The sequence below is a fragment of the Alkalihalophilus marmarensis DSM 21297 genome, assembly GCF_000474275.2.
Lineage (GTDB): Bacteria > Bacillota > Bacilli > Bacillales > Bacillaceae_D > Alkalihalophilus > Alkalihalophilus marmarensis.
The window spans coordinates 176,366-199,422 of sequence record NZ_ATAE01000008.1 but is presented as its reverse complement, the minus strand read 5'-3'; the positions used below and the strand labels follow the sequence as shown (position 1 = coordinate 199,422).

At 36.3% G+C, this 23,057-nt stretch carries 28 protein-coding genes, 1 tRNA gene and 1 other RNA gene; 2 read left to right on the top strand and 28 right to left on the bottom strand.

Annotated features, from left to right (window positions below; translation table 11 throughout):
* Window positions 1-80: 80 nt before the first annotated feature.
* Entirely contained in the window at window positions 81-272 is a 192-nt protein-coding gene (locus A33I_RS21500; RefSeq protein ID WP_420796749.1) for an HNH endonuclease signature motif containing protein, read from the bottom strand.
* A gap of 609 nt (window positions 273-881) precedes the next feature.
* Between A33I_RS21500 and A33I_RS04580 the strand changes: the two genes are divergently transcribed.
* On the top strand, window positions 882-1,439 hold the full coding sequence (locus A33I_RS04580) for a hypothetical protein (protein WP_022627282.1): 558 nt from the start codon (window positions 882-884) through the stop codon (window positions 1,437-1,439).
* Window positions 1,440-1,569: 130 nt separating this feature from the next.
* Here the strand turns inward: A33I_RS04580 and A33I_RS04575 are convergent, their stop codons facing one another.
* From A33I_RS04575 to A33I_RS04565, 3 genes are all read right to left on the bottom strand, one after another.
* Complete coding sequence (locus tag A33I_RS04575; protein WP_022627281.1) at window positions 1,570-1,818, bottom strand: hypothetical protein; 249 nt, start codon at window positions 1,816-1,818, stop codon at window positions 1,570-1,572.
* Window positions 1,819-1,902: 84 nt separating this feature from the next.
* Complete coding sequence (locus tag A33I_RS04570) at window positions 1,903-2,235, bottom strand: hypothetical protein (protein ID WP_022627280.1); 333 nt, start codon at window positions 2,233-2,235, stop codon at window positions 1,903-1,905.
* Window positions 2,228-2,539, bottom strand: coding sequence for a hypothetical protein (locus A33I_RS04565; protein WP_022627279.1), 312 nt, complete (start codon window positions 2,537-2,539; stop codon window positions 2,228-2,230). Before A33I_RS04565 ends, A33I_RS04570 begins: the two co-directional genes overlap by 8 nt.
* Window positions 2,540-3,155: 616 nt before the next feature.
* Between A33I_RS04565 and A33I_RS04560 the strand changes: the two genes are divergently transcribed.
* Window positions 3,156-3,566, top strand: a complete 411-nt coding sequence (locus tag A33I_RS04560; RefSeq protein ID WP_022627276.1) for a helix-turn-helix transcriptional regulator — start codon at window positions 3,156-3,158, stop codon at window positions 3,564-3,566.
* On the opposite strand, the gene A33I_RS04555 is transcribed toward A33I_RS04560, so the two are convergent.
* From A33I_RS04555 to A33I_RS04460, 24 genes are all read right to left on the bottom strand, one after another.
* Window positions 3,567-3,642 (bottom strand) — tRNA-Ile (locus tag A33I_RS04555). It lies immediately after the preceding gene.
* A gap of 114 nt (window positions 3,643-3,756) precedes the next feature.
* On the bottom strand, window positions 3,757-3,918 hold the full coding sequence (locus A33I_RS20755; RefSeq protein WP_022627275.1) for a hypothetical protein: 162 nt from the start codon (window positions 3,916-3,918) through the stop codon (window positions 3,757-3,759).
* A 67-nt stretch (window positions 3,919-3,985) separates the two neighbouring features.
* Window positions 3,986-4,111: a hypothetical protein gene (locus A33I_RS21400; RefSeq protein WP_022627274.1), complete on the bottom strand. Its 126-nt coding sequence runs from the start codon at window positions 4,109-4,111 to the stop codon at window positions 3,986-3,988.
* 95 nt (window positions 4,112-4,206) lie between these two features.
* A complete protein-coding gene (locus tag A33I_RS04550; RefSeq protein ID WP_022627273.1) occupies window positions 4,207-4,632 on the bottom strand; it encodes a hypothetical protein in 426 nt (141 codons plus the stop codon).
* A 1-nt stretch (window position 4,633) separates the two neighbouring features.
* Window positions 4,634-5,035 (bottom strand): hypothetical protein, encoded by a 402-nt coding sequence (locus tag A33I_RS04545; protein ID WP_022627272.1) that lies wholly within the window; start codon window positions 5,033-5,035, stop codon window positions 4,634-4,636.
* Between the two features lie 247 nt (window positions 5,036-5,282).
* Window positions 5,283-5,468 (bottom strand): TniB family NTP-binding protein, encoded by a 186-nt coding sequence (locus A33I_RS04540; RefSeq protein ID WP_022627271.1) that lies wholly within the window; start codon window positions 5,466-5,468, stop codon window positions 5,283-5,285.
* A gap of 244 nt (window positions 5,469-5,712) precedes the next feature.
* A complete protein-coding gene (locus tag A33I_RS04535) occupies window positions 5,713-8,586 on the bottom strand; it encodes a hypothetical protein (protein ID WP_022627270.1) in 2,874 nt (957 codons plus the stop codon).
* Window positions 8,587-8,845: 259 nt separating this feature from the next.
* On the bottom strand, window positions 8,846-9,904 hold the full coding sequence (locus A33I_RS04530) for a hypothetical protein (RefSeq protein WP_022627269.1): 1,059 nt from the start codon (window positions 9,902-9,904) through the stop codon (window positions 8,846-8,848).
* Window positions 9,905-9,915: 11 nt separating this feature from the next.
* Window positions 9,916-10,506: a hypothetical protein gene (locus A33I_RS04525; protein ID WP_022627268.1), complete on the bottom strand. Its 591-nt coding sequence runs from the start codon at window positions 10,504-10,506 to the stop codon at window positions 9,916-9,918.
* 54 nt (window positions 10,507-10,560) lie between these two features.
* Window positions 10,561-10,950 carry a hypothetical protein gene (locus A33I_RS04520; protein ID WP_022627267.1) on the bottom strand — a complete coding sequence of 130 codons (390 nt, stop codon included), beginning with the start codon at window positions 10,948-10,950 and terminating at the stop codon, window positions 10,561-10,563.
* The gene (locus A33I_RS04515; protein WP_022627266.1) at window positions 10,950-11,327 is read right to left on the bottom strand and encodes a hypothetical protein; all 378 of its coding nucleotides are present in this window, start codon (window positions 11,325-11,327) and stop codon (window positions 10,950-10,952) included. The genes A33I_RS04520 and A33I_RS04515 overlap by 1 nt, the downstream gene beginning before the upstream one ends.
* A 415-nt stretch (window positions 11,328-11,742) precedes the next feature.
* Window positions 11,743-12,264: a hypothetical protein gene (locus A33I_RS04510; protein WP_022627265.1), complete on the bottom strand. Its 522-nt coding sequence runs from the start codon at window positions 12,262-12,264 to the stop codon at window positions 11,743-11,745.
* A 504-nt stretch (window positions 12,265-12,768) separates the two neighbouring features.
* Entirely contained in the window at window positions 12,769-13,065 is a 297-nt protein-coding gene (locus A33I_RS04505) for a hypothetical protein (RefSeq protein ID WP_022627264.1), read from the bottom strand.
* Between the two features lie 111 nt (window positions 13,066-13,176).
* The gene (locus A33I_RS04500; RefSeq protein WP_022627262.1) at window positions 13,177-13,995 is read right to left on the bottom strand and encodes a helix-turn-helix domain-containing protein; all 819 of its coding nucleotides are present in this window, start codon (window positions 13,993-13,995) and stop codon (window positions 13,177-13,179) included.
* A 172-nt stretch (window positions 13,996-14,167) separates the two neighbouring features.
* Window positions 14,168-15,073 carry a tyrosine-type recombinase/integrase gene (locus tag A33I_RS04495; protein WP_022627261.1) on the bottom strand — a complete coding sequence of 302 codons (906 nt, stop codon included), beginning with the start codon at window positions 15,071-15,073 and terminating at the stop codon, window positions 14,168-14,170.
* 95 nt (window positions 15,074-15,168) lie between these two features.
* The gene (locus tag A33I_RS04490; RefSeq protein WP_022627260.1) at window positions 15,169-16,323 is read right to left on the bottom strand and encodes a THUMP domain-containing class I SAM-dependent RNA methyltransferase; all 1,155 of its coding nucleotides are present in this window, start codon (window positions 16,321-16,323) and stop codon (window positions 15,169-15,171) included.
* 144 nt (window positions 16,324-16,467) lie between these two features.
* Window positions 16,468-16,856: RNase P RNA component class B (gene rnpB / locus A33I_RS20150), an RNA gene on the bottom strand.
* 65 nt (window positions 16,857-16,921) lie between these two features.
* Window positions 16,922-17,314: a reverse transcriptase-like protein gene (locus tag A33I_RS04485; RefSeq protein ID WP_022627259.1), complete on the bottom strand. Its 393-nt coding sequence runs from the start codon at window positions 17,312-17,314 to the stop codon at window positions 16,922-16,924.
* Between the two features lie 31 nt (window positions 17,315-17,345).
* On the bottom strand, window positions 17,346-17,657 hold the full coding sequence (gene gpsB, locus A33I_RS04480; protein ID WP_012958615.1) for a cell division regulator GpsB: 312 nt from the start codon (window positions 17,655-17,657) through the stop codon (window positions 17,346-17,348).
* Window positions 17,658-17,759: 102 nt separating this feature from the next.
* Window positions 17,760-18,320 carry an SLOG family protein gene (locus tag A33I_RS04475; RefSeq protein WP_022627258.1) on the bottom strand — a complete coding sequence of 187 codons (561 nt, stop codon included), beginning with the start codon at window positions 18,318-18,320 and terminating at the stop codon, window positions 17,760-17,762.
* A gap of 73 nt (window positions 18,321-18,393) precedes the next feature.
* Window positions 18,394-18,948, bottom strand: a complete 555-nt coding sequence (locus A33I_RS20145; RefSeq protein ID WP_022627257.1) for a spore coat protein — start codon at window positions 18,946-18,948, stop codon at window positions 18,394-18,396.
* 77 nt (window positions 18,949-19,025) lie between these two features.
* A complete protein-coding gene (locus A33I_RS21040) occupies window positions 19,026-19,184 on the bottom strand; it encodes a hypothetical protein (protein WP_158305558.1) in 159 nt (52 codons plus the stop codon).
* Window positions 19,185-19,390: 206 nt separating this feature from the next.
* Window positions 19,391-20,716 carry a ribonuclease H-like domain-containing protein gene (locus tag A33I_RS04465; RefSeq protein WP_022627256.1) on the bottom strand — a complete coding sequence of 442 codons (1,326 nt, stop codon included), beginning with the start codon at window positions 20,714-20,716 and terminating at the stop codon, window positions 19,391-19,393.
* Entirely contained in the window at window positions 20,716-23,007 is a 2,292-nt protein-coding gene (locus A33I_RS04460; RefSeq protein WP_022627255.1) for a DEAD/DEAH box helicase, read from the bottom strand. Before A33I_RS04460 ends, A33I_RS04465 begins: the two co-directional genes overlap by 1 nt.
* Between the last annotated feature and the right edge of the window lie 50 nt (window positions 23,008-23,057).

Sequence of the window (23,057 nt, the reverse complement as noted above, 5' to 3'; positions counted from 1 at the left end):
ATTCGACAAATTTCCACCCTGCCCCTCCCCTCTCACACGCTCATACTCCACTCTCATCGCCTCTCTCACCACTCTTACTCTCACCCATACTTCTCTCTATCCTCTGCTGTCTTCTTCGCATGACAGCTCCTACACAGGCTTTGTAGGTTGCTCACGTCTAGCCTTCGCTCCCACTCTTGCTTCACAGGTACCACGTGATCTACGTCCACCATTGGCTCTAGTCTTCCATCCCTCTCACACCACTCACACAGTGGGTTAATTGCTCGCTTCATGTCTCTTAATCTTATCCAGCCTCGACTGCTGTAGAATGCTTTCTCTTTCTTATCAGTCCGCTGTCTCTCATACAATCTATATCTCTCTTTATTGTAAGCTGTAACTTTATCTGCACATTCATCGCAGTAAGTTTCTTTAGTTAAATTTCTTTTACAACTAGCACATGGCTTTATTGGTTTACTTGGCACTCTCTCACCTACCCTCATCGTTCTCATCACACAACAAAAAGAAGCATCCAATATTAAAATGCTCCTGAATAATTAAAATATAAAACTAAGAACTTTAAAATTTAAAATAGAGAACTAAAAAGAAAAATTAAAGCAAGAAAAAGAATAATATTAAAATTGGAATCGTAACAAAAATAATTCCGAAACAACCAATAGTAGTTAAAACGCTTCCACCTTTTTGCATGCTATTCCCGAATTGATGTTAAAGATGAGAAGAAATTCTTACTGCAACTAATATGATGAACCATTTGTACATTTACAATAACAAATATTAATTTAGATTCTAATGCATCTTTTGAATTTCTTGATATAGTAATATATTATCAATATGTAGTAGGATAATTCATAATAGAAGTTAGTAATTAAGGAGGTAAATGATAGATGGAGTTAGATGCAGTTTTTTTATCTTTAATTTCCGTAATTATAGGTTTTATGTTAGGGTGGCTTAAAGATTATATTCAGAGTAAACCTAAGATTAGCTTAGATATCGCCGGATTAGAATCAGAATTTGATTATTATTTTAGTCATTATAATAACAATGGGGTGTATGAAAATTACACTTCTGCTCAAGTAGATATTTCGCAAGCCAATTATATAAGTGTCGATTTAAAACTTATTTTTTTCAATACTGGAAAAGGTGACTCGGCAATAAAAGATGTTTTTTTGGAGATACAAAAAGATAATATCATTAGAAATATTTCATTAAAAGATTCTGATAGCGTTAGAGGCAAGCACATTTATTTCAACTTGCCATCTAGAAGCATTCAGTCAATCGATTTTAAATCAATAATCGAAAAAATCGATTCGAATGAATATATTTTCTGTTCTGATATGCTATCAGCTACTAATGGTTATAGTGTGAAGATAGTTGCAAAAACAATTAATAATCAAAACTTGTATTTAGATATTACCCCTGCGTATTATATACCTGCAAAATAACTAAAAACTTAAATCCCCACTTCTATCTTTAAGAGTAAGAAAACTTTTCTTACCATATAGCAGAATTTCCAGTTACACTGCTATATGGTAATGTTGGTAAAAAGTATGTTAAAACCTCATTATCCTTTTCTCAAACTGAAAATAGTTCTGCTTCAATATTGTTGATGTGATCCACTATGTACTTACCTTTATATGAAGCAATAATTTCATTCTTTTTAACGAAATCTACATTATATATGTATTCCCCATCTAACTTCATTTTCTTAAATAAACTTATAAGTTCATCAGATTCGATTACAATGGCAGAACTTACTTCATTAAAAAAGCCTAAGCCAAGATATCTTTCATCGTTAATAATTACATCATCAAAACTCTTCATACATCCAACTCCCTCACCAAATAATTTTACACTTACACAATTCGGCAAAGGTCATCATATATCCTTCTATTTCCTACTATTCAACTAGACCTCTCTAATTAATGGTAATCCTCTTGCTCTCCTCCAATTGTTACTCCTACCTTCTGCAATTGAATTATAATAATCCAACTCCGCCTTCTTAATTAGTCTCTTATAACCGACTGGTGGATTCTTACTGTAATAGATAACAATATTCTTAATGATTTCATAAGCACGTTCCACAAACTTAGAAATGGTTTCTTTCATTTTGCTCCAAATCTTTTTGATAGAAGCTCTAAGGACTACTACATTTTCTTCAGTCGCAGCTTCAGAATTCTCATTGTTAATCATATGTTTCACTTCACTCATATTGTTATCCAGTTCATTATCTTTACTCATTTATTTTACCTCCGACTTTATCTACAAATAATTTCTGCATAGATGGATTATCACGAAATGCCATTGATAAACCATGCCCTAACAGTTTCACTTGCTTCTCTTTCAGACCGATACTAAAATACTCATCGATACTATGTATTAACTCGTGTAAAAAAATTTCACCTTGCTCTTTCTTGCTTCTCGTCTTATCAATACTAATTGCTCGATTTATATAATCACATTCGCCTACTTGGTAAGGGTCTTGCCTATTAACAATTTCAACTTCAGTATATTCATAATCTATATGTCCCACTTTAATTTTCATAATCTTTCACCCCTAAACTAAAATCAATATATTGTACCAAAAAATAGTTTGCACACATATATATTGAATGGTAAAATATTGATGTTAATAAAAATTTATGAAAGGTGGTGAACCAATGCCAAAGAAACCTACTAAATCACAATTATCAAAAGCTGGCGCTAAATTAGCTTCAAATAGCTCATCTAAGAAGGTAAAAAGTAAAGCTGGCTCCACACTAGGTAAAGGCTAAACTAGGTTTTATATAATAGATAGTGATAAATCAATATCACTATCTATCTTGTTCCTCACCCTATCCAAAATCCAAAACATACCGCACAAATAGCAGCCATTATAATTGAAACGTAATGTACTCGCTTGTCTTTATCATTCTCTGATAGTGCAGCCATTCCAAAGAAGAAAATCAAAACAAACATTAATATCTTAAAAGCAATAAGCATCTCTAATCTCCTTTATGACAAAATAAAAACACCCACAGATGAGTGTTTTAGGCATTTTTACCCAATTCGTTAATATTCTTTATTATTGATATTAATTTTTCATCTTTTCTTTTTGTACTCATAGCTAGCTCTCCCCTTTTTCAGTTAATAGTTAAAGTTATTTTTAAGGAGCGGATAAAATGCCAGAATACAAAATTTGTTTTTCTGATGATACTGCTGTAAAAATCAAAAATTATGTTGATTACTATAACTTACGAATTAAGTTATTAAATATAAAAACCGAGGAAGTTACTGAAGAAAATATAATCAAAGGCGCTTTAGTTAAATTTCTTAAAGACACTGAAGTTTCTCTCCAAGGTACTACTTTAAACAAGGAAGTCGAAGAGTTTGGTGTCCTAAGAAACAATTTTAAGTCCTTATCTAAAGAATTAGGTATTAAACAAATAGACTTAGCTAAGTTAACACAAATTGATACTTCCACTCTAAACCTTATCTTAAATAACAAACAACAACTATCATTAGAAAATTTTCTGAAGTTATGGGCTGTGTTTGATTACCCTTCAATAACCGAGGTTCTATTTCGAGATTAATGGACTCAGTGGGACTCGAACCCACAAAATCTTCCTGTTATGAGCAGGATGCCTTAACCAATTTGGCTATAAGTCCGCATTACAGCACCTATCCCACCAATAATCTAATATGTTCTCAATATCGGCTTCCTTAAGGTGCTCATCTTTTTCTAACTCATCTCTAAGCTCATCAAAAGACTCATTTATCCCCTTATTTATCATATCCAAGTATTTCCCTGATCTCTTCTAACTCTTCTTCACGCAGCTTTTCCATTCTTTCCACAATGTCAGCAAATGCCTTTAATCCATCAATAAAGTTATCTTTCTGTTCATTACTCAGCTTAATTGGATCTAAATTCGTCCAATCTCCCATCTCACACTCTCCACATTCCCAGTCACCTAACATCTCATTATTTATCTCTAACTTACATTTGTTGCATTCAAAGCTCATTTTTATCACTCTCTAATTCTTTCATTAAACTATCATATATTTGCTCGCTGATCATTTCAGCTTCATGCAACTCTTTAATCATTAGTTTACGGTTTAGAGCGCTTTTCTCTACCATTTTCTAACTCAGCACCTTTCTGCACGTTTATCACAATATCTCGCTTCTCTTCCTCACACTTATCACAGCTATCTTTTTCATCAATAACCATGCACTTAGTGCAATATTTTAAATTCTTTAATCCCATCAATTTCAGCCACTTTCTTAATATCGTATGAGCACCATTCACCAGATTTAATCAACTTTAACGCTACAAAATGATAAAAGTCTGAACTGAAGTTTGGTTGCTCATTACTGTTTAAATATGTCACATAAGCATTTAAATGTTCCGTATGTTCTCCAAAGAAATGAACCATTTTTTCATATGCTTGATTATTAGTAGTATCATCATTATCAAAAAACAAACTTACAAATCCATCATTTATCGCCTTTTCTTCAATATGTTTTCGAAATATGTAATTAACTGACTCGATCTCGGCCAGTGTGCTTAAACATTCATTTTCATTTTTAGCCACGAATAAACGTATATCATCCGCAGTATCAATATGCATTGGAGTAGCAAGGAATAAAAAGCTTTTCATATTACTCGCTCTCCTCTTTGAGCTTCAATTTTGGTACAAGATTGTTTAATCCAATCATAGGCTTTGTTTTCATATGCTCAGTTAAATTAAACTTTATATGATTAGCCATATCAGGACTCATATTTTCTTTTAATAAATATGCGAATTTATTAATGTCTTCCTTATTATTGTTTTCTTTAATAGGTGGTTGCTTTTCTTTCACTTCCTCATTAATTTGCAAATAAGTCTTAATAACTTGCAACTCTTCAAGTAGCATTTGATTCTCATCAAACAACCGATTCAAATAGGGCAACAAACCACCAAACAGCTGATCATTTGTACGCCTATTCTTCAAGTAAATTAACTCATCTAATTCAGTCTGGCTCAATTCAACAATCATTTTTTCACGTTTATTTTTTCTCATCTATAATCAACATCCTATCTTTTTAAATTTTGTGAGGGTGGTGTTGCGAGGTCACACGAACAGGGCTAGACTCCTGTCTAACCCACTGTCTCTCATGCGATTTAAAAAATAAAATATTAAAAGGAGGCGACAAGCTTTTATGCATGTCGTTATAAATATCTAACCTTATATTTAATAATGACCGAGATTAGCTGGGGCGACTGCTGCTCCATGGCTAAGAGCAGTTAGCCGATACGGTCAGATCAATCTATTTATCTTCAATAATCTTTTTTAATTTTTGCTCGTTCTCGTATGATAGACCAGATTTAAGCCTTAAAAATTGTGAGACTGCTGCAGGTGAAACACCAAGTTCATTAGCAATAGAGGTTGCGGTAATCGCTTTCTTCATTGCTTTAAATCTTAGCTGGTCAATTTCATCGTTTGACATTTTCATATTCCTTACTCCCCTCATTATTAGTTTTCAATTTATTTTATAAGTTTAGTTTTTAAATTCAAAAAAGATGAGAGTATCGGATCTCTCATCTTTTACTTAGTTCAAATGGCGATTGAACATATAGGAAAGCAACCCTTGCTGATCGCTTTGGCTGTTTCCTTTAGTGTAGATTATCTCTCTTAATACAAATCACACAAAAAGTCAAGTAAATCCCTAGAATATTAAAGATATTCCCCTGAATAACTCATGCGGACATTTTTTCACTTTTTCTATATAGCTTTTTCCTCTTTCTGTCCTTCTCTTTTTGCCTCTCTCCTTGGCAATTATCACATCTAATTTGTCGCTGTTTTGTTTTTGGAACAGTAGTTTGACAGTCCTCACACACTATTAAATTATCTAGATTCCGCTCAAGATTATTAACAATCACACGTCCGTAGCAATCCCAGAGGAGACTTCTACTTATACTTTTGTTCACCTTATATAAATAGGAAATCAAAACATCCGTTATGTACTCTTCTCGCTCATCAATCTGCTTAAATTGCTCTTTAATATCATTATGTAATGTTGCAAGCATTGCTTTTTGAGTCTTTTTAGCGTTATCAGCTAACTTCCTTAGCTCATTACTCTTCTTCTTGTTTATCTCGTTATATAACTCTGTAATCATGTCCTCTGTTCCACTCAACTCAAATGACTGATTAAACATGACCTTATTAATCTCAAAATCATCTACGACTTTATTAAAATGGATTCTATCTTTAGTGCTAGGAATAATATCTTCCAAGCGGTTAACCACACTGTCATTCAGTGCTTCAACCTGTTTCACTTCCTTATCTTTAGCGTGAATAAAAAAGTGCGCTAACTTTTCAGAAGTATATCTTTTAATTTCATAAGCAATATTTTGGGGTCTAACTGGCATCCACAAACTTTTGGCATAATCAATCGTAGCGTTATTCTCAAATGTGAGCCATTTGATTATATCCATCGCTTTTTCTTTCTCTTCATCTGTTCCATGCTTCCAGACTTTACTATTCCAAACTTTGCTGATGTTATTGGAATACTCCCCAATATTTTTCGAGTACGCTGAAATTAGATTTTTATAGATATTCTCATTCGTGATCCGCTCTTCTTTTGCCGCTTTCAGCTCATATTGTAAAGGCACAATATCTTTCATTTCTCTTTCAGCGATGCTCACAAATAACGGATCATTAATGATAAGCGCATCGTCACCATCTACGTCAAACATCAAGAGTAATGAAATATGATCATGAATACTGGTGTAAATGCAATTAGAAACGAACCACTCTTTAGATTTCTTATCAATGGTATTCTTCCTGACGCTATGCTCTCTGTATAAGTGGGGGCTGCGTAGCACATCTAGCTTTTCATTGTTCTTATACAGCTTACAGCTCACTTCATCTTTTTTTAACAGTCCTTTTGGCTCCTTATTTTTAATAAACAGCCACTCAGCAAATGCATAAACATCTGGTGCAATATATGTCCTCTTTGCACCTGGCATTGTTAACTTACCAGCTTTAGCACGTGTGATCATGGATCTTTTCACTTCTTTGATTGTTGCTTTTGCATGCGAATCATTAAGCAAATTAGGATATAAAAACAACGCTTCCTGAAGTCCATTTTTATCTTTATTCTCTTGTGTAGCTCCAAGTATTCTCAGCATTGTCTCGGAGTCTTGACCTATCTTTTTGATTGAATCCACTGTGTAGCTTGCTAGTTGTTTTAGCTCACTGTCAGTGGTGCTTGTGAGTGTCTGTAGCACCTGATAAGACGTTGTTTGATTTCTATATGTATATGGCTCTTCTGCAGCTATTGAAGCTTCACAGCCATATTGCTTGAATGCTTGCTTGTAATCTTTCCATGAGTCAAAGAATCTCCACATTTTCAGTTGGCTTTTAGTCAGTATGATTTGTATATCATCTTTGATGACATCGTAAGTATCTCCCCATATATCCTTTACAGTTGGAGTTGCACCCTTATGTAATTGAATAAATTCAGTGTAGTCAAATGGCACAAGCAAACCCTTCAGAAATGGCAGCCTTATCTGTGTGGCTTTATCACTAACACACGGCAAACATATGCCTGCACCGTCTGTATGTGGGATAGATACAGCTTTAGATTGACGTTTAATATCATATGTATCTGAATCAATCACATCCACTTCACCAGTCACCAAAGTTTCAAAGTCATCTACTACAATTGTTTTATCAATTAGCAACTCATCATGAAACTTATCCCACCGCTTGGATGCCGTCATACTAAGAGCCATATAAGCATTGTATTTATTTACGTTCATACCACCCTTGCTGTTAATCTCATCTACCGTCAGGCCAGCAGTAATAGAGTTTATCACAGCATCTGGAATACTACTTCTAATGAATATTGACTTCTTATTTCGAATGTTTCCGGCTGATGAAGTATAGTACTTATAGTGTTCTCCTAGATACGTAAATCCGTTGAGAACTAGACTCTCAAACACTTTGTATCTGAAAGCTCTAATCATAATGATATCAGTTGAGATAGTGTTCTGTTTGATGTTTAACTGCCTAGTCAAAGCTGACTCAAATTGAGAGATTAGATTACTCTTTTTGATCTCGCTTTCTCGAAGTTCTCTCACACTAGAAACTTTATCCGCTTCAGCATCTAATTGTTTCTTTAATCCAGCAATCTTCTTATTTGCAGCTTTAAACAGTTTAATCTTTGCGTTCCGTAACTTTTCGTTTTGCTGAAGTTTAATAATATCTACAACTTCCATAAACTCTCCTTGATCTATGTATTCATTAGCAAAGGTAATTAACTGATGATATTTGCTAATGTTCGATTTACTCGGCTTCTCTTTCTGTTGTTCAATGCAGAGCTTATTATGTAAGCCAGCAATTGAGTATTCAGATACAAAATCTTCAGCAAATTGATTGAGCTTGTCTACGTCATTAAGCTCACTTACTTCACTCTCAAGCTCTTTAAAGCCTTCCTTAAAGTGACTAAGAGAAAATTGCAAATTACGTTTTGCTGAGAAGATCTCGTACTCCACATCATTCAGAAAACATTCAGTCGTTAAACTATAAATTTGAATTTGTTTGTTTAGATTGTTCGTTTCAGTCAATAACAACAACTCCCTTTGATTTTGATTGTTTAATAAAAAGATTAAGACCTTAAGACATCAGGGGCTCCACCATCTAGCCACTTTTTCCGCTGCGCTCCAAAAGTACCTACCTCAGCCGCCCCTCTTGGCTGTCGCCAATTCACCCCGCTGGACAATGTTCGTTTTGTTTCATTGATTTAGAAAAATTTGCTCATTTTCAGAATGCCTATAGTATTAAGTTGTTTCATTATAGGTAGTTTGAAAATGAGCGTTTTTTCATTTATCCAAATGCACATTCTTCTTTAGATCGCTCTTCTGATTCAATTTTTTGTATCTGTTTAACTATGCTTCCATTCTCTTTATCTATAAGCAATCTAACAAGTTTACTGATATCTTCTATGTAATTATTTTTGGCTCTATGAACACCCATTTTCTGTGTGATAGATGCTTTCTCATGTCTCTTTTGTGCATTATGTATTAAATTAAGATAAACAGTTGCATTAAGCTCATCTTTGTATTTAGTTCTTTTTATGTCTTCAAGCAATAAGTCAAATAGTTCTAGATATTCACCTTTTATGTATTTTTCATTTACAGTAATGTTGTAAGCGATAAAGTGAAAATTAATATCACTCTTGATACTTATTACCTTTTGAACTTTGTCTCTGTACCGTTTCCAGTGTCGTGATGACCTCACCTGAGATATTCTTTTGTAACCAAACTCTTCAAGAACAGATTTTTCACATTGGAGTATAAGTTCTTTCTCTTCTTCTGTTGCTAATCTATATTGATTAGTCACTTTCTCACAGACTTTTGTGACCGATTCGTAGAATATAATCCTTTTGTCAACTAATTGTTTTAAAGCCGTTTCAATCGCACTCTTAAAATTACTGTTACTAGTATTGTAAAAATCATAAACAATAGCTTCTTCTGTTTCAGCATACTTGGCTAAACCCTTAACATGTTCACCGCAATAACTGTAATTTGGATTAACCATTTCAATCGTTCGTAATAGTTTACTTCTACTTATTGTGACTTGTCCTCTGTTTTTACCCTGTACCAGCAAATCTAAGATCAATAATTGAATCATGTTACCGTATGTATTATTGTTATTGCGGCTTCCTTTACTCTTGCCTCTATTTTCAGCTTTAGGTAATGGCTCATTGTATATCTGTTTAATAATAAATTGATGACCCATTTTACTGTAATCGCAATATCGAGATAATTCTTTGAGCTGTGCTTTTTTGCTATTCGTATTTTTCTTAATTTCTATTTCTAACTCAGCACACAATGCTTTGTAATTCTTTAATATTTGACCTTCGCTAATGTTATTTAATTTCATTCAATCACTTCCTAAATTCCACACTCATCAAAAAACTGCATAATCTCATCTAATTGATCCGTGTGCTCTTGATTAAAATGCTTATCTTTTGGTAAACTACTTGTCTTTTTGTGCCACGCTTTAGCATTAAGTTCTATTGCTAATAGACTTTTCCATGATGACCGGAAAATGTCTGGGTCATCTAGCGTTAAAATGCTGTTCATTTTAGTTCCAGATATATTGCGAACAATTTTTCCATTTTTAAACTCCACCTTGTATATGTGCTTTTTGCGAGCATTAGGCAGCATATTTTCATGATCGTAGACTTTTCCATCTAGTATGATATAGCGGTATTTAATCCATCTTAAATCTGAGTACAATTTATTAAATTTATAAACAGAATCTTTACCACCATGATCAACGGCTTTGCATAAATTAGAGACCATTTGCTCGGGTGTACTTCCTATTGGATAATATCTAAAATAAAACGGTATATCTTTATATGTAAAATCTATTTGATCTTGATCGTGTCGTGCATAGCCAAAGTGCATATGTTTTACTTCAAACTCGTGACCGTTATGTATGTATGTAAAGTAGTTAGTTTTCAGTTTTTGATTGAACAAGATAGACCTCCTATTGAGTAATGGGGAGGGGCGGTTAGACCCCTCAGTTATGTATTATTTCAATATTTGATTGAATTTCTCTAGCAACGCTTTTTCTATTACTTCTTTTAAAGTTGCTTGTCTCATTTCATTGATAGGTCTCCCAAATCGATCTGCATCAATTTGCTTTACTATATGTTTTAAGTCAAAATCAAAATCAGAATACTTTAGTGTCATTTCAATATTATCTATACTGATTATCCACGAAACTTGGCTATCTTTATGATTTTCTCTAACTGCAGTTTCAAGATTCTCATCAATCTTCAGCTCCTTCATTATTTTACCGAGTGCCGTATTAATATCTTTTATCTTCTTAATCCTTGTAGCAATTATCAACTTCCAGTCACTAGTGTTTGTTCCATATTCAGTTGGAGCTTCTTTATTAATAATTTGGTTATTTTCCATTAGTTAATTCCTCCATCCATCATTTTCATTTCTTCTTGTAACCATTTCTCTGTTTTCTCATCAGCGCCATACTCAGTTAATATATATTCAATACATTCTCTTTCTTCATCTATTTTAGTAGCAGCTTTGCAGCTTTTAAGATGAGAAACATAGTCATCGTGCAAATCTTCATTATTAAAGATGAAATCTGCTGCTAGAGAATAGCTGGTGCTCATGTCTTTCTTATTTTCCTTAAGTAGCTTTATTAATCCATTTTGCATTGTAATAAATTTTTGTTGTTGTGCTACCATCTCTAATAGCTGATCCTCAATTGTCATTACTCTTTCCACTTCTTCCATTGTTGCTGCATCTGCGTTATAAATCTTGTAGTTTGTCATTTTGTATCGTCTCCTTTAAATATATTAATTTTATTTTATTGCCAACATTCAGAATACCCTCTATATAAAGCTGCTTATGTCCACATTGGAATCACCACCTCTAGTTTATCGATGACTATATAATTATTTATTATATTGCCATGTTTTCATTGACTCTTAAAATTGAGCATGTTATTATTTTATTAACAAATTAATAAGGGCTACTCCTACCAAAATATTGTAGAGAGATGGATTAGTTATAACCTATTTTTATAGATAAGTAAATAGGTTTATTTGTCGTTTAATAATAAAATAATTCAATATATAAATATTAGCTGCATCGGCTCTCATATTAAGCCACACAGCAACTTTTGAATGCTTTATGTACATTATGTATACTTATTATCAAATCCTCTTTATGAACCTGTCAGAACCCTCATATACTTTTCAACACTCCAAGGCACTTTTCATCCGATGATACAGCCTTTAATCTTTCAATATTACTAGAGTACAAGTTTTGTTGCCAAAATGCAGCAGATTTATCATAAGAAACCCCCAACCAGTCGTCAGGGATAAAGTAAATACCCTGCCCATCCATCATCTCGCAGAACTCCTTGATCTTCTTATAAGCTAATAAATCATTTCTCATTTGAGTTGAAGTAGGATTGTCTAGCTCCTCAAGCTCATTATCAGACATTCTAATTTGGCGAATCTTACGTATATCAGCTTTATCTTTTTTTGGTCTGCCGTTTGAGATATCCGCGAAGAATGAAACATAATTACCATTGTTATAGCGATGAGCCATTTCTTCAAATTCACCTCTAGTTGCTGGATTACTGAACAATATCTGATGAATAACATCTCTTTCCTCGTCTTTAAGCTTCAGTTTGCGTTGAATCGCAACTCTACCCGAGCCATTAAGAAACAATCTAACAACCTCTTTTTCTATTACACTCATTAACCATCCTCCTTTTTGTATATACAATTCAGAAACCTATGTAACTACTATACAGACAAATAATAAGACAATACATTCAATGTCTGTACAAGTAATATATCATGCCATTTTTTGGTCGTCAACACAATACGCTCAAAATATTAGTTTGACCTTATCTGATTGTTCGTATTTAAAGGGTAATAATGATTTATATAAGGTTAATTTATAATAAATGTTCGTATTTTTTCTAATATGTTAGAAAAAGCACATTCATTCCCGTACGCTAGCAGAGATCTTTTTTTAAATGTTCACCTTCTACATTTCATCTACTGTCTAGTCGACTAGACAAATTTTCAGAAAAATCATCATGTACTTTTATGTGCTCAGGCGCAATTTTCCATATGTCATTTGAGTTGTTCGACTAACGAACGACATACTCTCTATTAAAGTGTGTTTGTACTGATCCTGAGTTAATCATTAAAATTTATCATATCTTCCTATATGCTCAAAGCTTAAAATAAATTTTTACGTTGCTCCACTGCCCCATTGTTCAATCTCTTCAGCGAAAAGGAGATAGTTGGTCTCTTCACCATCTGATTCCTTTACAATCGCACACCATTGTTCTACACCATGCTCATTTCCTATGTTTCTTAGCTCAATTGTTACGTAAAAACCTTTAGATGGTACCGCAATTGTCCAGAATCTAGGCAGCAGTTCTTCTTTTACTACGTTGATCTCATCGCATAAAAAGCCTGTTATAAACTCGTTGTATCGTGTGATGATTTCGTCGTAATTGAATGTTAATACGCTTGTCGAATGCATAGTAACCCCTCCATTTTAATTAGATTAAAAGCGTAATATATGCAAAAGCTAAACTAATAAAGCTGCTTGCTACAACGAATCTTTCTGTGCTATCTAAGCCTCTTAAGTGCTTCATGACGCACCTCCAGCTAACCAAGACATATTAGGTTGTGATGGTGCTGAACGTCTTGAGATTGCTGCTGTGGTGGCTTGGATTGAGCGATATAAGTAGTTGTTAAAGTTCTTAATCTTGCTTGTTTTCGCTTTTAAGATTACTGCTTTAATTGTGCCGGTGAAGTCTTTTGAATGATCCTCAATTTGGATAGACCTGTCGATTAATGCTTTCGCTCTGTATATGATGCCGGTTAGATTGTAAATTTCTTCTGCGTTAAAGATTTTCAGAGTGTTATATAGAGCAGCTGGGAGTGAATCCTTTAGGAAAGATGAATCTGAGTCGAGATTGATAGTATTCGGTGACTCATGCGCGTTTCTAATACGTGTATTTGATTTATTATGCTTTTTAAGAGATTGTTTAGTGTGACAAGCGGTACGACAATCAGCTTTAACTGGCTCCACATTAGCATTTTCAACGTTTTTGATGACAAGGGTATTGGAAGTTTGACCTTTGCGTTTGATGTCTTTTGTTTGATAAACTGCGATAATATCTAATTCGATTAGCTCTTTGATGTAGCGTTGGACGGTACGAGTACTAACGTTTAAATGAGTAGCCATTGTCTGATTAGACATCCAACTCACACCTAGCATTTTGACGCTGTGCTTGCTAATTAGAGAGAGTAATTGCATGATCTGCTCACGACATGAGTTAGCTTTTAATGTTGTCATATGAGTCGATACAGCGTCATTTAGAGCTTTTACATTATCGAATGTAGTTAGTAAGTGACGATCTGTTGATGAGATAAATTGAATGGATGATTTATTGGTTGATTGCATAGTTAATAGTCCTCCTAATTTTCGGCAGGACATAAACACATACTTGATATATCATTTAAAATCAATTAAAATGACATATAGGTTGTAGTAGTGTTTGTCCTGCTTTTAAAGTAGCGATAGACAAGAGACTGTGGGTGTTCCAGCACCTGCAGTTTTTTATTTGTCTAAACGCCTATATGTCCAATGTGTTTAATGGATTGTATTTGTTGTTCTCTTCAGCTAAATCATTCCCCCACATTCGACCATATTTTTCAGTAATCGAGATGCTTTCATGCCTCATGAGCTTTTGAACTGTAAAAGTAGTCATACCTGATGTAATAAGCCGCTTGCAAAAATAGTGCCTGAGCTTATGGCAAGATAGACTATAATCAAAGTCCATCTTCTTACTAAGCTTTTTAAACAATCCTGAGATAGCTTCGTCTTGCAGCGCTTCTCCTTTGCTGTTACAGATCAAATAATCTGATTCGATCCCCTTGAAATCTAAGTAAAGCTTATACTCAGCTATTTCCTTAGAAAGTTTATTTGAAATTGGGACTGTTTCAATTTGCTGCTTCTTTCCAAATATTTGGATTGATTTACCTGCAAGATCAATATCAGACCACTTGATTTCTACCAACTCTCTCCTACGCAAACCAGTGGAAATGAGAACTACCATTATAAAACGATTACGTGTAGGTAAAAAATCACCAACTCTGTAGCCAGTATCTTCGTAATATCGAATAATCTGCCTAATTTCATCGTCCGAGGGAACAGTGATCCGTGTTATCTCTTTACCTGTTTTAATTTTCTTCATTGGATTATTAAAAACAATCTCTTCTTCTTCTAAAAAATTAAAGAAAGCTCGTAAAGTTCTTGTCTTATTGTTGATGGTCGTTACTTTGTTACCTACAGCTTGGCATTTGTATAAGTAGCCCTTCACGTCTAGCGGTTTAATTTTCGTCACATCAATCCGATTAGTGGAGAGACAGTGGTCATAAAACTGGTTGAGATTCTGCGTGTACATTTTGATGGAATATTTAGTGAGATTTTTGAATTTACGATCCTTTATAAATTCTTCTACAGCGAATTTGAGCAACAAAAAAGACCACACCCTCCCTCTCATAACCTGAGAAAAAGAATATGGTCTTACATAGCAATACACATTTTCAGTCAGTACTAAAAACTAAAAACGGTTCAAACCCTTGGTACATCAACATTCTTCGGTGGACGAGGCCCAAAAAATTGATAATAATCCGTTTTAATATTCCCGTTATAAAGCTTACGTTTTTTATTTGCCTTTTTACCATAAAACGTTTCAAACTCTTCATGGGACGTAAGCATGTAAACAGACCATGTATCTAAAAGCTCGAAAGCTTTCCCCATTGAACGGTACATCTCTTCCACTTCTGCCCGCTCTCCTAAACGCTCACCGTATGGAGGGTTACCTACTAAAATTCCGTATTCTCCTCTATGACGGAAATCGCTCACTTGCATCTGCTTAAATGAAATCAACTCACCAAAACCTGCTTCCATCGCATTATTTTGGGCTAACTCCACACTGCGATGGTCGATATCTGATCCCATAATATCTAACGGCTGATCATAATTAGCCGAATCTTCTACCTCTTGTCTAGCGGTATTCCATATCTCTTTACCGATCCAATGCCAATCTTCTGAAACGAAATCACGGTTAAAGCCCGGTGCAATATTTTGACCAATCATAGCGGCCTCAATCGGAAGTGTTCCGGACCCGCAAAAAGGATCAGCAAAAGGACGATCAGGTCTCCATGTCGTTAACATAACCATAGCTGCTGCTAATGTCTCTTTAAGAGGTGCTTGGTTATGCAAGTAACGATAGCCTCTTTTGTGAAGACCAGTGCCGCTCGTATCGATCGTTAAAGTCACGACATCTTTTAATAAGGCGACTTCGATTCGGTAAAATGGACCGTCCTCATCAAACCAGCCGCGCTTGTATCTTTTTTTCATGCTTTCAACGACTGCTTTTTTAACAATAGCCTGACAATCAGATACACTAAATAATTTTGATTTCACAGATTTCCCGATAACAGGGAACTCTGCATGAACAGGAATAAGATCTGCCCATGGCAATGCCTTTGTCTTTTCAAACAGCTCATCAAAAGTGAACGCTTTAAATTCACCGACTTTTAATTTCACACGATCTGCTGTACGCAGCCATAAATTAGCACGTGGAATCGCAGAAATATCAGCGGTAAATTCTACTCTTCCATTTTCTACTTTCACATCAGTATAACCGAGGTCTTTTACTTCTCTAGCAACAAGTGCTTCAAGACCCATCGTTGCTGTTGCAATTAATGTCACTTTACTCATTGTACGTATCTCCTTATGTATACAGTTACCTTATTATAAACACTTTATGATCAAGCTGACAAATACCTGAAAAACTTATGTAAATGAAAAAAACCCCTGTAGAGGGGATTTCTCAACGCGCTTATTCAAGTCATCTATTAACTGTTCGATAAGCCATGTTCTGTACCTTAGTACTACAAGCGGTGATGAACCTCGTACTCCGGTGGTAATCATCTATCTACAAGACCTAAGATCTTGTTCATCTGACCCGTTCATTTCCGGTTCAGAAAATGCCCCTACCATATTTTGGGTTTCTCGCTCGCGGGGTTTACCTCGTTCCACTCCATATGTTTCCACATGGACTCCGTCACTGTGGCACTTTCAAGGCTATCACACCATATCCAAAGACTTAGGTGCGTCACCTGCCGTTAGCCCAGCTTAATGCCAGACTACCCTAGCTTATGAATTGGCTAGGCACGAACACTACTAGCATCTCAGCCAGTGCGAGCATGGACTTTCCTCTACACGTAAACGTGCAGCGATCACCTGAACAGTTAATTCCGTCATAAGCGACAAATCTAATTATACGTTTTATGTTGAGTGAAATCAATGGTAAATTTTACTTTGCCTGTTGAATCGCTCTTCTTGCTAATTGATCTGCATCTTTATTCTGTTTACTTGGTACCCATTTCATAAAAAACAAATCAAATTCATCAATATAGACAAGTGCTTCTTCTAAATACCGATTATAGCGCTTATTTTTAACATAACGCTTCTCAACAGCTTGATCAATCAACTGTGAATCAGTACGAAAAGATACTTGCTTAAACCCTTTTTCATTGCAAATTTTAAGGGCGTGCAGCAATGCCTCATATTCCGCTTCATGGTTTGACATATGGCCAAGTGGAATTGAATAGTGTCCGACACTGCCGTCTTTGTAATTTATAAAAATTCCTGCCCCCGATGGACCAGGATCCCCTGCACTTGCACCATCAATATAGACGTCAATCAATGACCTCTCCCCTTATTGTAGTTACTACTCTCTATTCGTACAGCTTGCTGCCGAATACTTTTTTCTCTAGGTTTGAAAGGCGCTGCAGAATATCATAGTTCGTACTTCCTGCAGTCGGAGCTGCCGTTTGACGCTGTGGTCTTTCCTGAAGCTGTTTCATCTCACGGCGCAATTTTTGATTCTCTTGTTCAAGAGCTGCTACTTTCTTTTGAAACGCTTCATAATCTTGTATAACTGAATCAAGAAACTTGTCTACCTCATCAGGATTGTAGCCGCGCATACTCGTTTTAAATTCTTTATCTAAAATCTCTTTAGCTGACAAACGAACCTCTGGATTATTCATCACAAATCACCCCTACACTTATAAACCAACTTAGGTTATTTCTTTCTATTTTTTCAAAAGTTCTCTATCTTGTCAATTTGAATTATTGCACTCATCCATCCCCTACCAATAATCTGCGTTATTCATTTGTTCATCTTGAATAAGAAAATCAAGATCCATGGGAGTAATATAGTGGATTGGATAATGAGTAGTTAATGCTTTTTGTTTAGCTGGCTCTAAATAATACATAGGCGAACCTGGCTTTTCTTCATCTACTAATAATAAGAGCGCATTCGATTTTTCTATAATAAACTCATTTTTCAAGCGAAGCTGCGCGGGATTATCATAAGGCCGTTTCGTAATACTGTCAACAAAATCCGCTTGATTTACAATGTTTTTATAGTAGTTTTGAGTTTCTTCACTCCATCGTTCTTCTTGATTATAAAATGGAGTCAACACCGATAACTTCAAGTCCGAAAACTCGCTCTTTAATGCTAAAACTACTTCAGCAGCCCAAAGCTCGACACCAAGCTGGCCGCTGATCACCACCCATTCTAGCCCTTCATCTATAAACGAGCGAAGTTTTTGTTCTAATGCTTTTTTTATATATGTAATTCCTTGATGCTTTTGATCAAAAATCCCGAGCTCATGTCCTTTATAACCAGATACAGCCAATACTTTCACCGTTTTCACCTCTTACCAAAGAAATAAGGGCCAAGCCAAAAGATGGCTTAGACCCTACTATAACATGTGAAGATTAACGGTAGCTACAACCGCAATTTCCTTTACCTTTTCCGCCGCTCATTGGTCCAAATCCCATTGGAGCCATATTAGCTCCTGCTTGTGGCCCCATGTTTGCTCCTGCCATCGGCCCCATGTTTGCTCCTGCCATCGGCCCCATGTTTGCTCCTGCCATCGGCCCCATGTTCGCTCCTGCCATCGGCGCCATGTTCGCTCCTGCCATTGGCGCCATGTTCGCTCCTGCCATTGGCGCCATGTTCGCTCCTGCCATTGGTCCAAAACCTTGTGTTCCCATTGGCGGACGAGGCGGCATCATTGCACCTGCTACTTGCGGTCCAGGACCATTTGCAACGAACTGCTGGTTAGAGATCGTTTCCTGGAAAGAATCCGTGTGCGGGAAGCTGTGAACATGCTTATATACATGATTAGTCACATGCGTTGTATGACTTGGGTGAACTTCCGGTACGATATATTCACAAGTCTTTTGAGTCATATTACACTTTGTCGGGTGTACAACCGCAGGCATCACTTTCGTGCAAGTCGGCTGACAATGATTATAATGTTTTTTCATAGGTTAACTTCCTCCTTTTAATGGTGAGTCAATATTAACCTATGTAAAAACGTATGCAGGTGTACTAGTTGTTTCACCTAATTATACGCACTTATCTCGACATTGGGCGTGATTGGGCTGGTGCTGATTAACTCCGCACTATAGAGAGAACTTGATGTCTCATCACGAATCTCACTCATTACAAACACTGTTACACCAATCATTAAAAAAAATAAAATTAACAACGCCTTACTCATTCTTTTATCACTCTTTTCTTCAAATCAAATCCAGAACTACCATATTCAAATGCAGTACATTTCAATTCCAGTACATATTTTACTTCCTTTTAGATAGTCTGACAATTGATTTTTCTGAAGAATTAAGAATAAATGACTAGGTTCACATTTTTGTCACATTTTGTTGATTGATAAGAGTTTATGCGCTTGCCCAGGAAATGTGCAGTTTAGATTACTAATTTCTTTTGCAGACGTTCAATGCGCTTTAACAGCTCTGCCTCTAACCGCTTATTTTCCTTAGTCGTTCGTTGATGTAGCGTAGCGTGGAAATGCTCATACCCATTTTCAGCAAGTTCGAATGCTTTGTAAATGTTCCTATCCTTATGCTCTAAGATCTTTGAGAGCTCAATTGAACTATCAATGGCATATGCTTGATGTTCAAGGAGCCGATAGAAATACAATTTCGCGCTTTCAAAGTCTTTATTCTGTTTCAGAAGTTTTGCCGCTTGATGCATCGTTTTGAATAATATGTCTTTCTCAGCAGGTCTATCGCTTGATAAGATGTCTTCGTATAACTCTAGCGCCTTTTCTTTTTCACCGATATAGTCAAACCAACGGGCGATCTCATATTTTTCAATTAAATGCAGCCGTTCTTCCTTTCCCTCAGCTTTAAATAGACTTTTGGAGAGATGAATGTAGAGTGTAATCAGCGAAAGCATATCCCATTCGTGATGCTTAATAATGCCTGTTACAAAATCTGGATCCTGCTCTTGTAAAAAGTCAAAATAAAGCATTGGAGCCAGGTATCCTGGAGTATCTTCTACTCTAGTAAACCCAAGGATCTCATTTTCAACGACTGAAAGTTTACAAGAGGGCAGAATCTCTTTCCAAAGACGCCTTGACGCATGTAGCAGATCATAGTGCCCGAATTTCGGCAATTTAGGAACCTGATCTCTGACAAACGTATGGCGTGTTTTCACTTGCGGCCAATCAAAAGCTTTTCCATTATACGTAACTAGATTTTTCATGTTGCTTACATCTGTTAAGAAGTGATGATAAAAACTTACTTCTGCTTCTGGACCCGGGAGAAAATATTGCTTAATAATGACTTCTTTATCAGTTACTTGACCAAAACCAAGCAGAAATATTCGATTGCCTGCCCCGCTTGAAAGTCCCGTTGTCTCTGTATCAAAAAATAACAGTTCATCCATCCGTTTTCCTTTTGCAGAAAGTGGATGAGAAGATAAAGGGTGTGCGGCGTCATAGGATTGCCATTGATCAATGATGGACGAAAGCTCGGCAAAGAGATAATGTCCGTGTTTTGTATCGATAGGATAACGGACTTCTCTAACCATCGTATAATGCTCTTCAAACCATTTAGGCGCAGTTTGCTGATCAGTCCACTTGTTCAAAAAAGGAATCTCTTTATGCATGTCTTCTGTTTTGCTAGGATGTTCATTACAATCCTGATCAGCTTGTTCAAAAGAGGAAGAACGCTCAGGCTCGATCTTCATATGTTTTTTAAGACGACCCAATTTACTTTTTAATGCCATTAAAATTCCCCCCTCTCCTTTAGCTGCCGCAGGATCGAAACAAGTCTTAGTACCGTTGATTTTACATTAGTTCCAGCTTCACCCTCGGCTCCGACACATGCAGGACAGCCATTTTCACATGAACATGACCGTACAAGGTCGACCACTTGTTCTAAAATAACATCAATATTTTTATAGACTTCCTTTGCAAGTCCAATCCCCCCAGGGTAACGGTCATATATAAATATAGTCGGAGCCTCTGAATGATCAGCCTTCATCTGTGGAATGACATGTAAATCGCTGCGATCACACATGACAAATACCGGCGCGACATGTTGAAACAGGTGCGCAAGACCAATTAAAGCTTGATCAAAAGCACCTTCACTGTATTCTTCGACTAACTCGTTAGAGAAACTTAACCACATCGCATTTGTATGGAGCTCTTCTTCAGGAAGATGAATCGGACCGGAGCCAATGTTTTCAAAGGTTGAAAGTTTAATCTTTTTGAAGATAGTCGCTTTTGCATTCACCATCACATCTCCAAAAGATACCTCTGCATATTCTTTTCTCTTCTTTTCATCTTCTTCAAGAACTTTTAACTGCACCGCAAGATTGGCATCTGTAAAGTATTCAACCGCCACTTCACGGACGAATGCTTTCTTTTCATCCCAATCCAAATACTCCACTTGATACTGGATTCCTTGATGAAGGTAAATGGCCTCATCATGTAATAAAGTCATGGCACTAAAGCGGTCCATTTCTCCAATGACTGTCGGATGTGCGACATCTGACTGGTCAATAATGATGACATTTTCTTGTGAGGCAGAACGCAGGCTTATCCCATGTGCAGGGAAGGCATCATTCATCCAATACCATTTGTCCGCACGGTGGTGAAGAACCTGCTCTTCAGTAAGAAATTCTAATACTTCCTCAATCTCAACTCCGTCAAACGTCTCTCCTTTTTTAAATGGAAGTTCGTATGAGGCACACTTTAAGTGATCAACTAAGATCACTAAATTATCAGGGTTAATTCTAGCCGATTCGGGTGAACGCTCAAAAAAGTAATCCGGGTGTTGAATCACATATTGATCTATAGGGGTGGAACCTGCCACCATGATAATCACTGATTCATTTTGTCTGCGGCCTGCTCTGCCCGCTTGCTGCCAAGCACTCGCAATTGAGCCGGGATATCCTGTCATAATACACACCTGAAGCTGGCCTATATCTACACCAAGCTCTAAGGCATTCGTACTGACAACTCCAATCACATCTCCTTGGCGCAGTCCACGCTCTATTTCACGACGCTGCTTAGGAAGATAGCCGCCGCGGTAGCCTCTAATGGTATCTGGCCCTAAATTCTTTTTTATCAGCTCTTGTAAATGGCTTAAAATAATCTCAACTCGGACACGGCTCTTAGCGAATACGATCGTTTGGATCTTATTTTTCAAAAACTTCGCTGCTAAATCATTTACTTCTGCTGTAGCACTTTTTCTAATATTTAACGCTTCGTTTACAATCGGAGGGTTATAAAAAATAAAATGCTTCTTACCCCTAGGTGCTCCGTTCTTATCCACTAACCGCATCGGTACACCTGTAAGTTCTTCAGCAAGCTCTTTTGGATTGGCAATGGTTGCTGAGGTACAAATAAAGGTAGGGTAGCACCCATAATAAGCAGCAATTCGTTTAAGTCTTCTAATGACGTTTGCTACATGACTTCCAAAGACGCCGCGATATGTATGCAGCTCATCAATAATGACATACTTTAAGTTTTCAAAAAATGCGACCCATTTTGTATGGTGAGGCAAAATAGCCGAATGAAGCATATCTGGGTTTGTAATGACAACATGACCGGCCTTGCGCACAGCCTGACGAATGGTTGGGGCTGTATCCCCATCATACGTGAAACACTTTACATCTACGCCCATTTCTTCAATCAGTTCATTCATTTCACTTTTCTGATCCTGTGCCAATGCTTTCGTTGGAAAGATATAGAGCGCACGACTCTCATTATCGTTGATGATTTCTTGCAAAACAGGAATGTTGTAACAAAGTGTTTTACCTGAAGCAGTTGGTGTGACTGCTGTAATATTCTCACCTTGATGCGCGAGGTTGATCGCCTCATACTGGTGAGAATATAACTCGCCGATCCCCCGTTTACGAAGAGACATTTGAATCCTCTCATCTATAAACGAAGGAAAAGGCTTCGTTACCGCCTCAACAGCTTCAATTTCTTCCCAATGAAGAATTCGCTCCCTAAATTCCTCACTATGTTTTAAATCATGTAATAGGTCTTGCAAAGATTGTTTAAACATCCGGTCCACCTCGATTTCTGTTAGTTACATTGTAGCGAATGTTTGTTTGT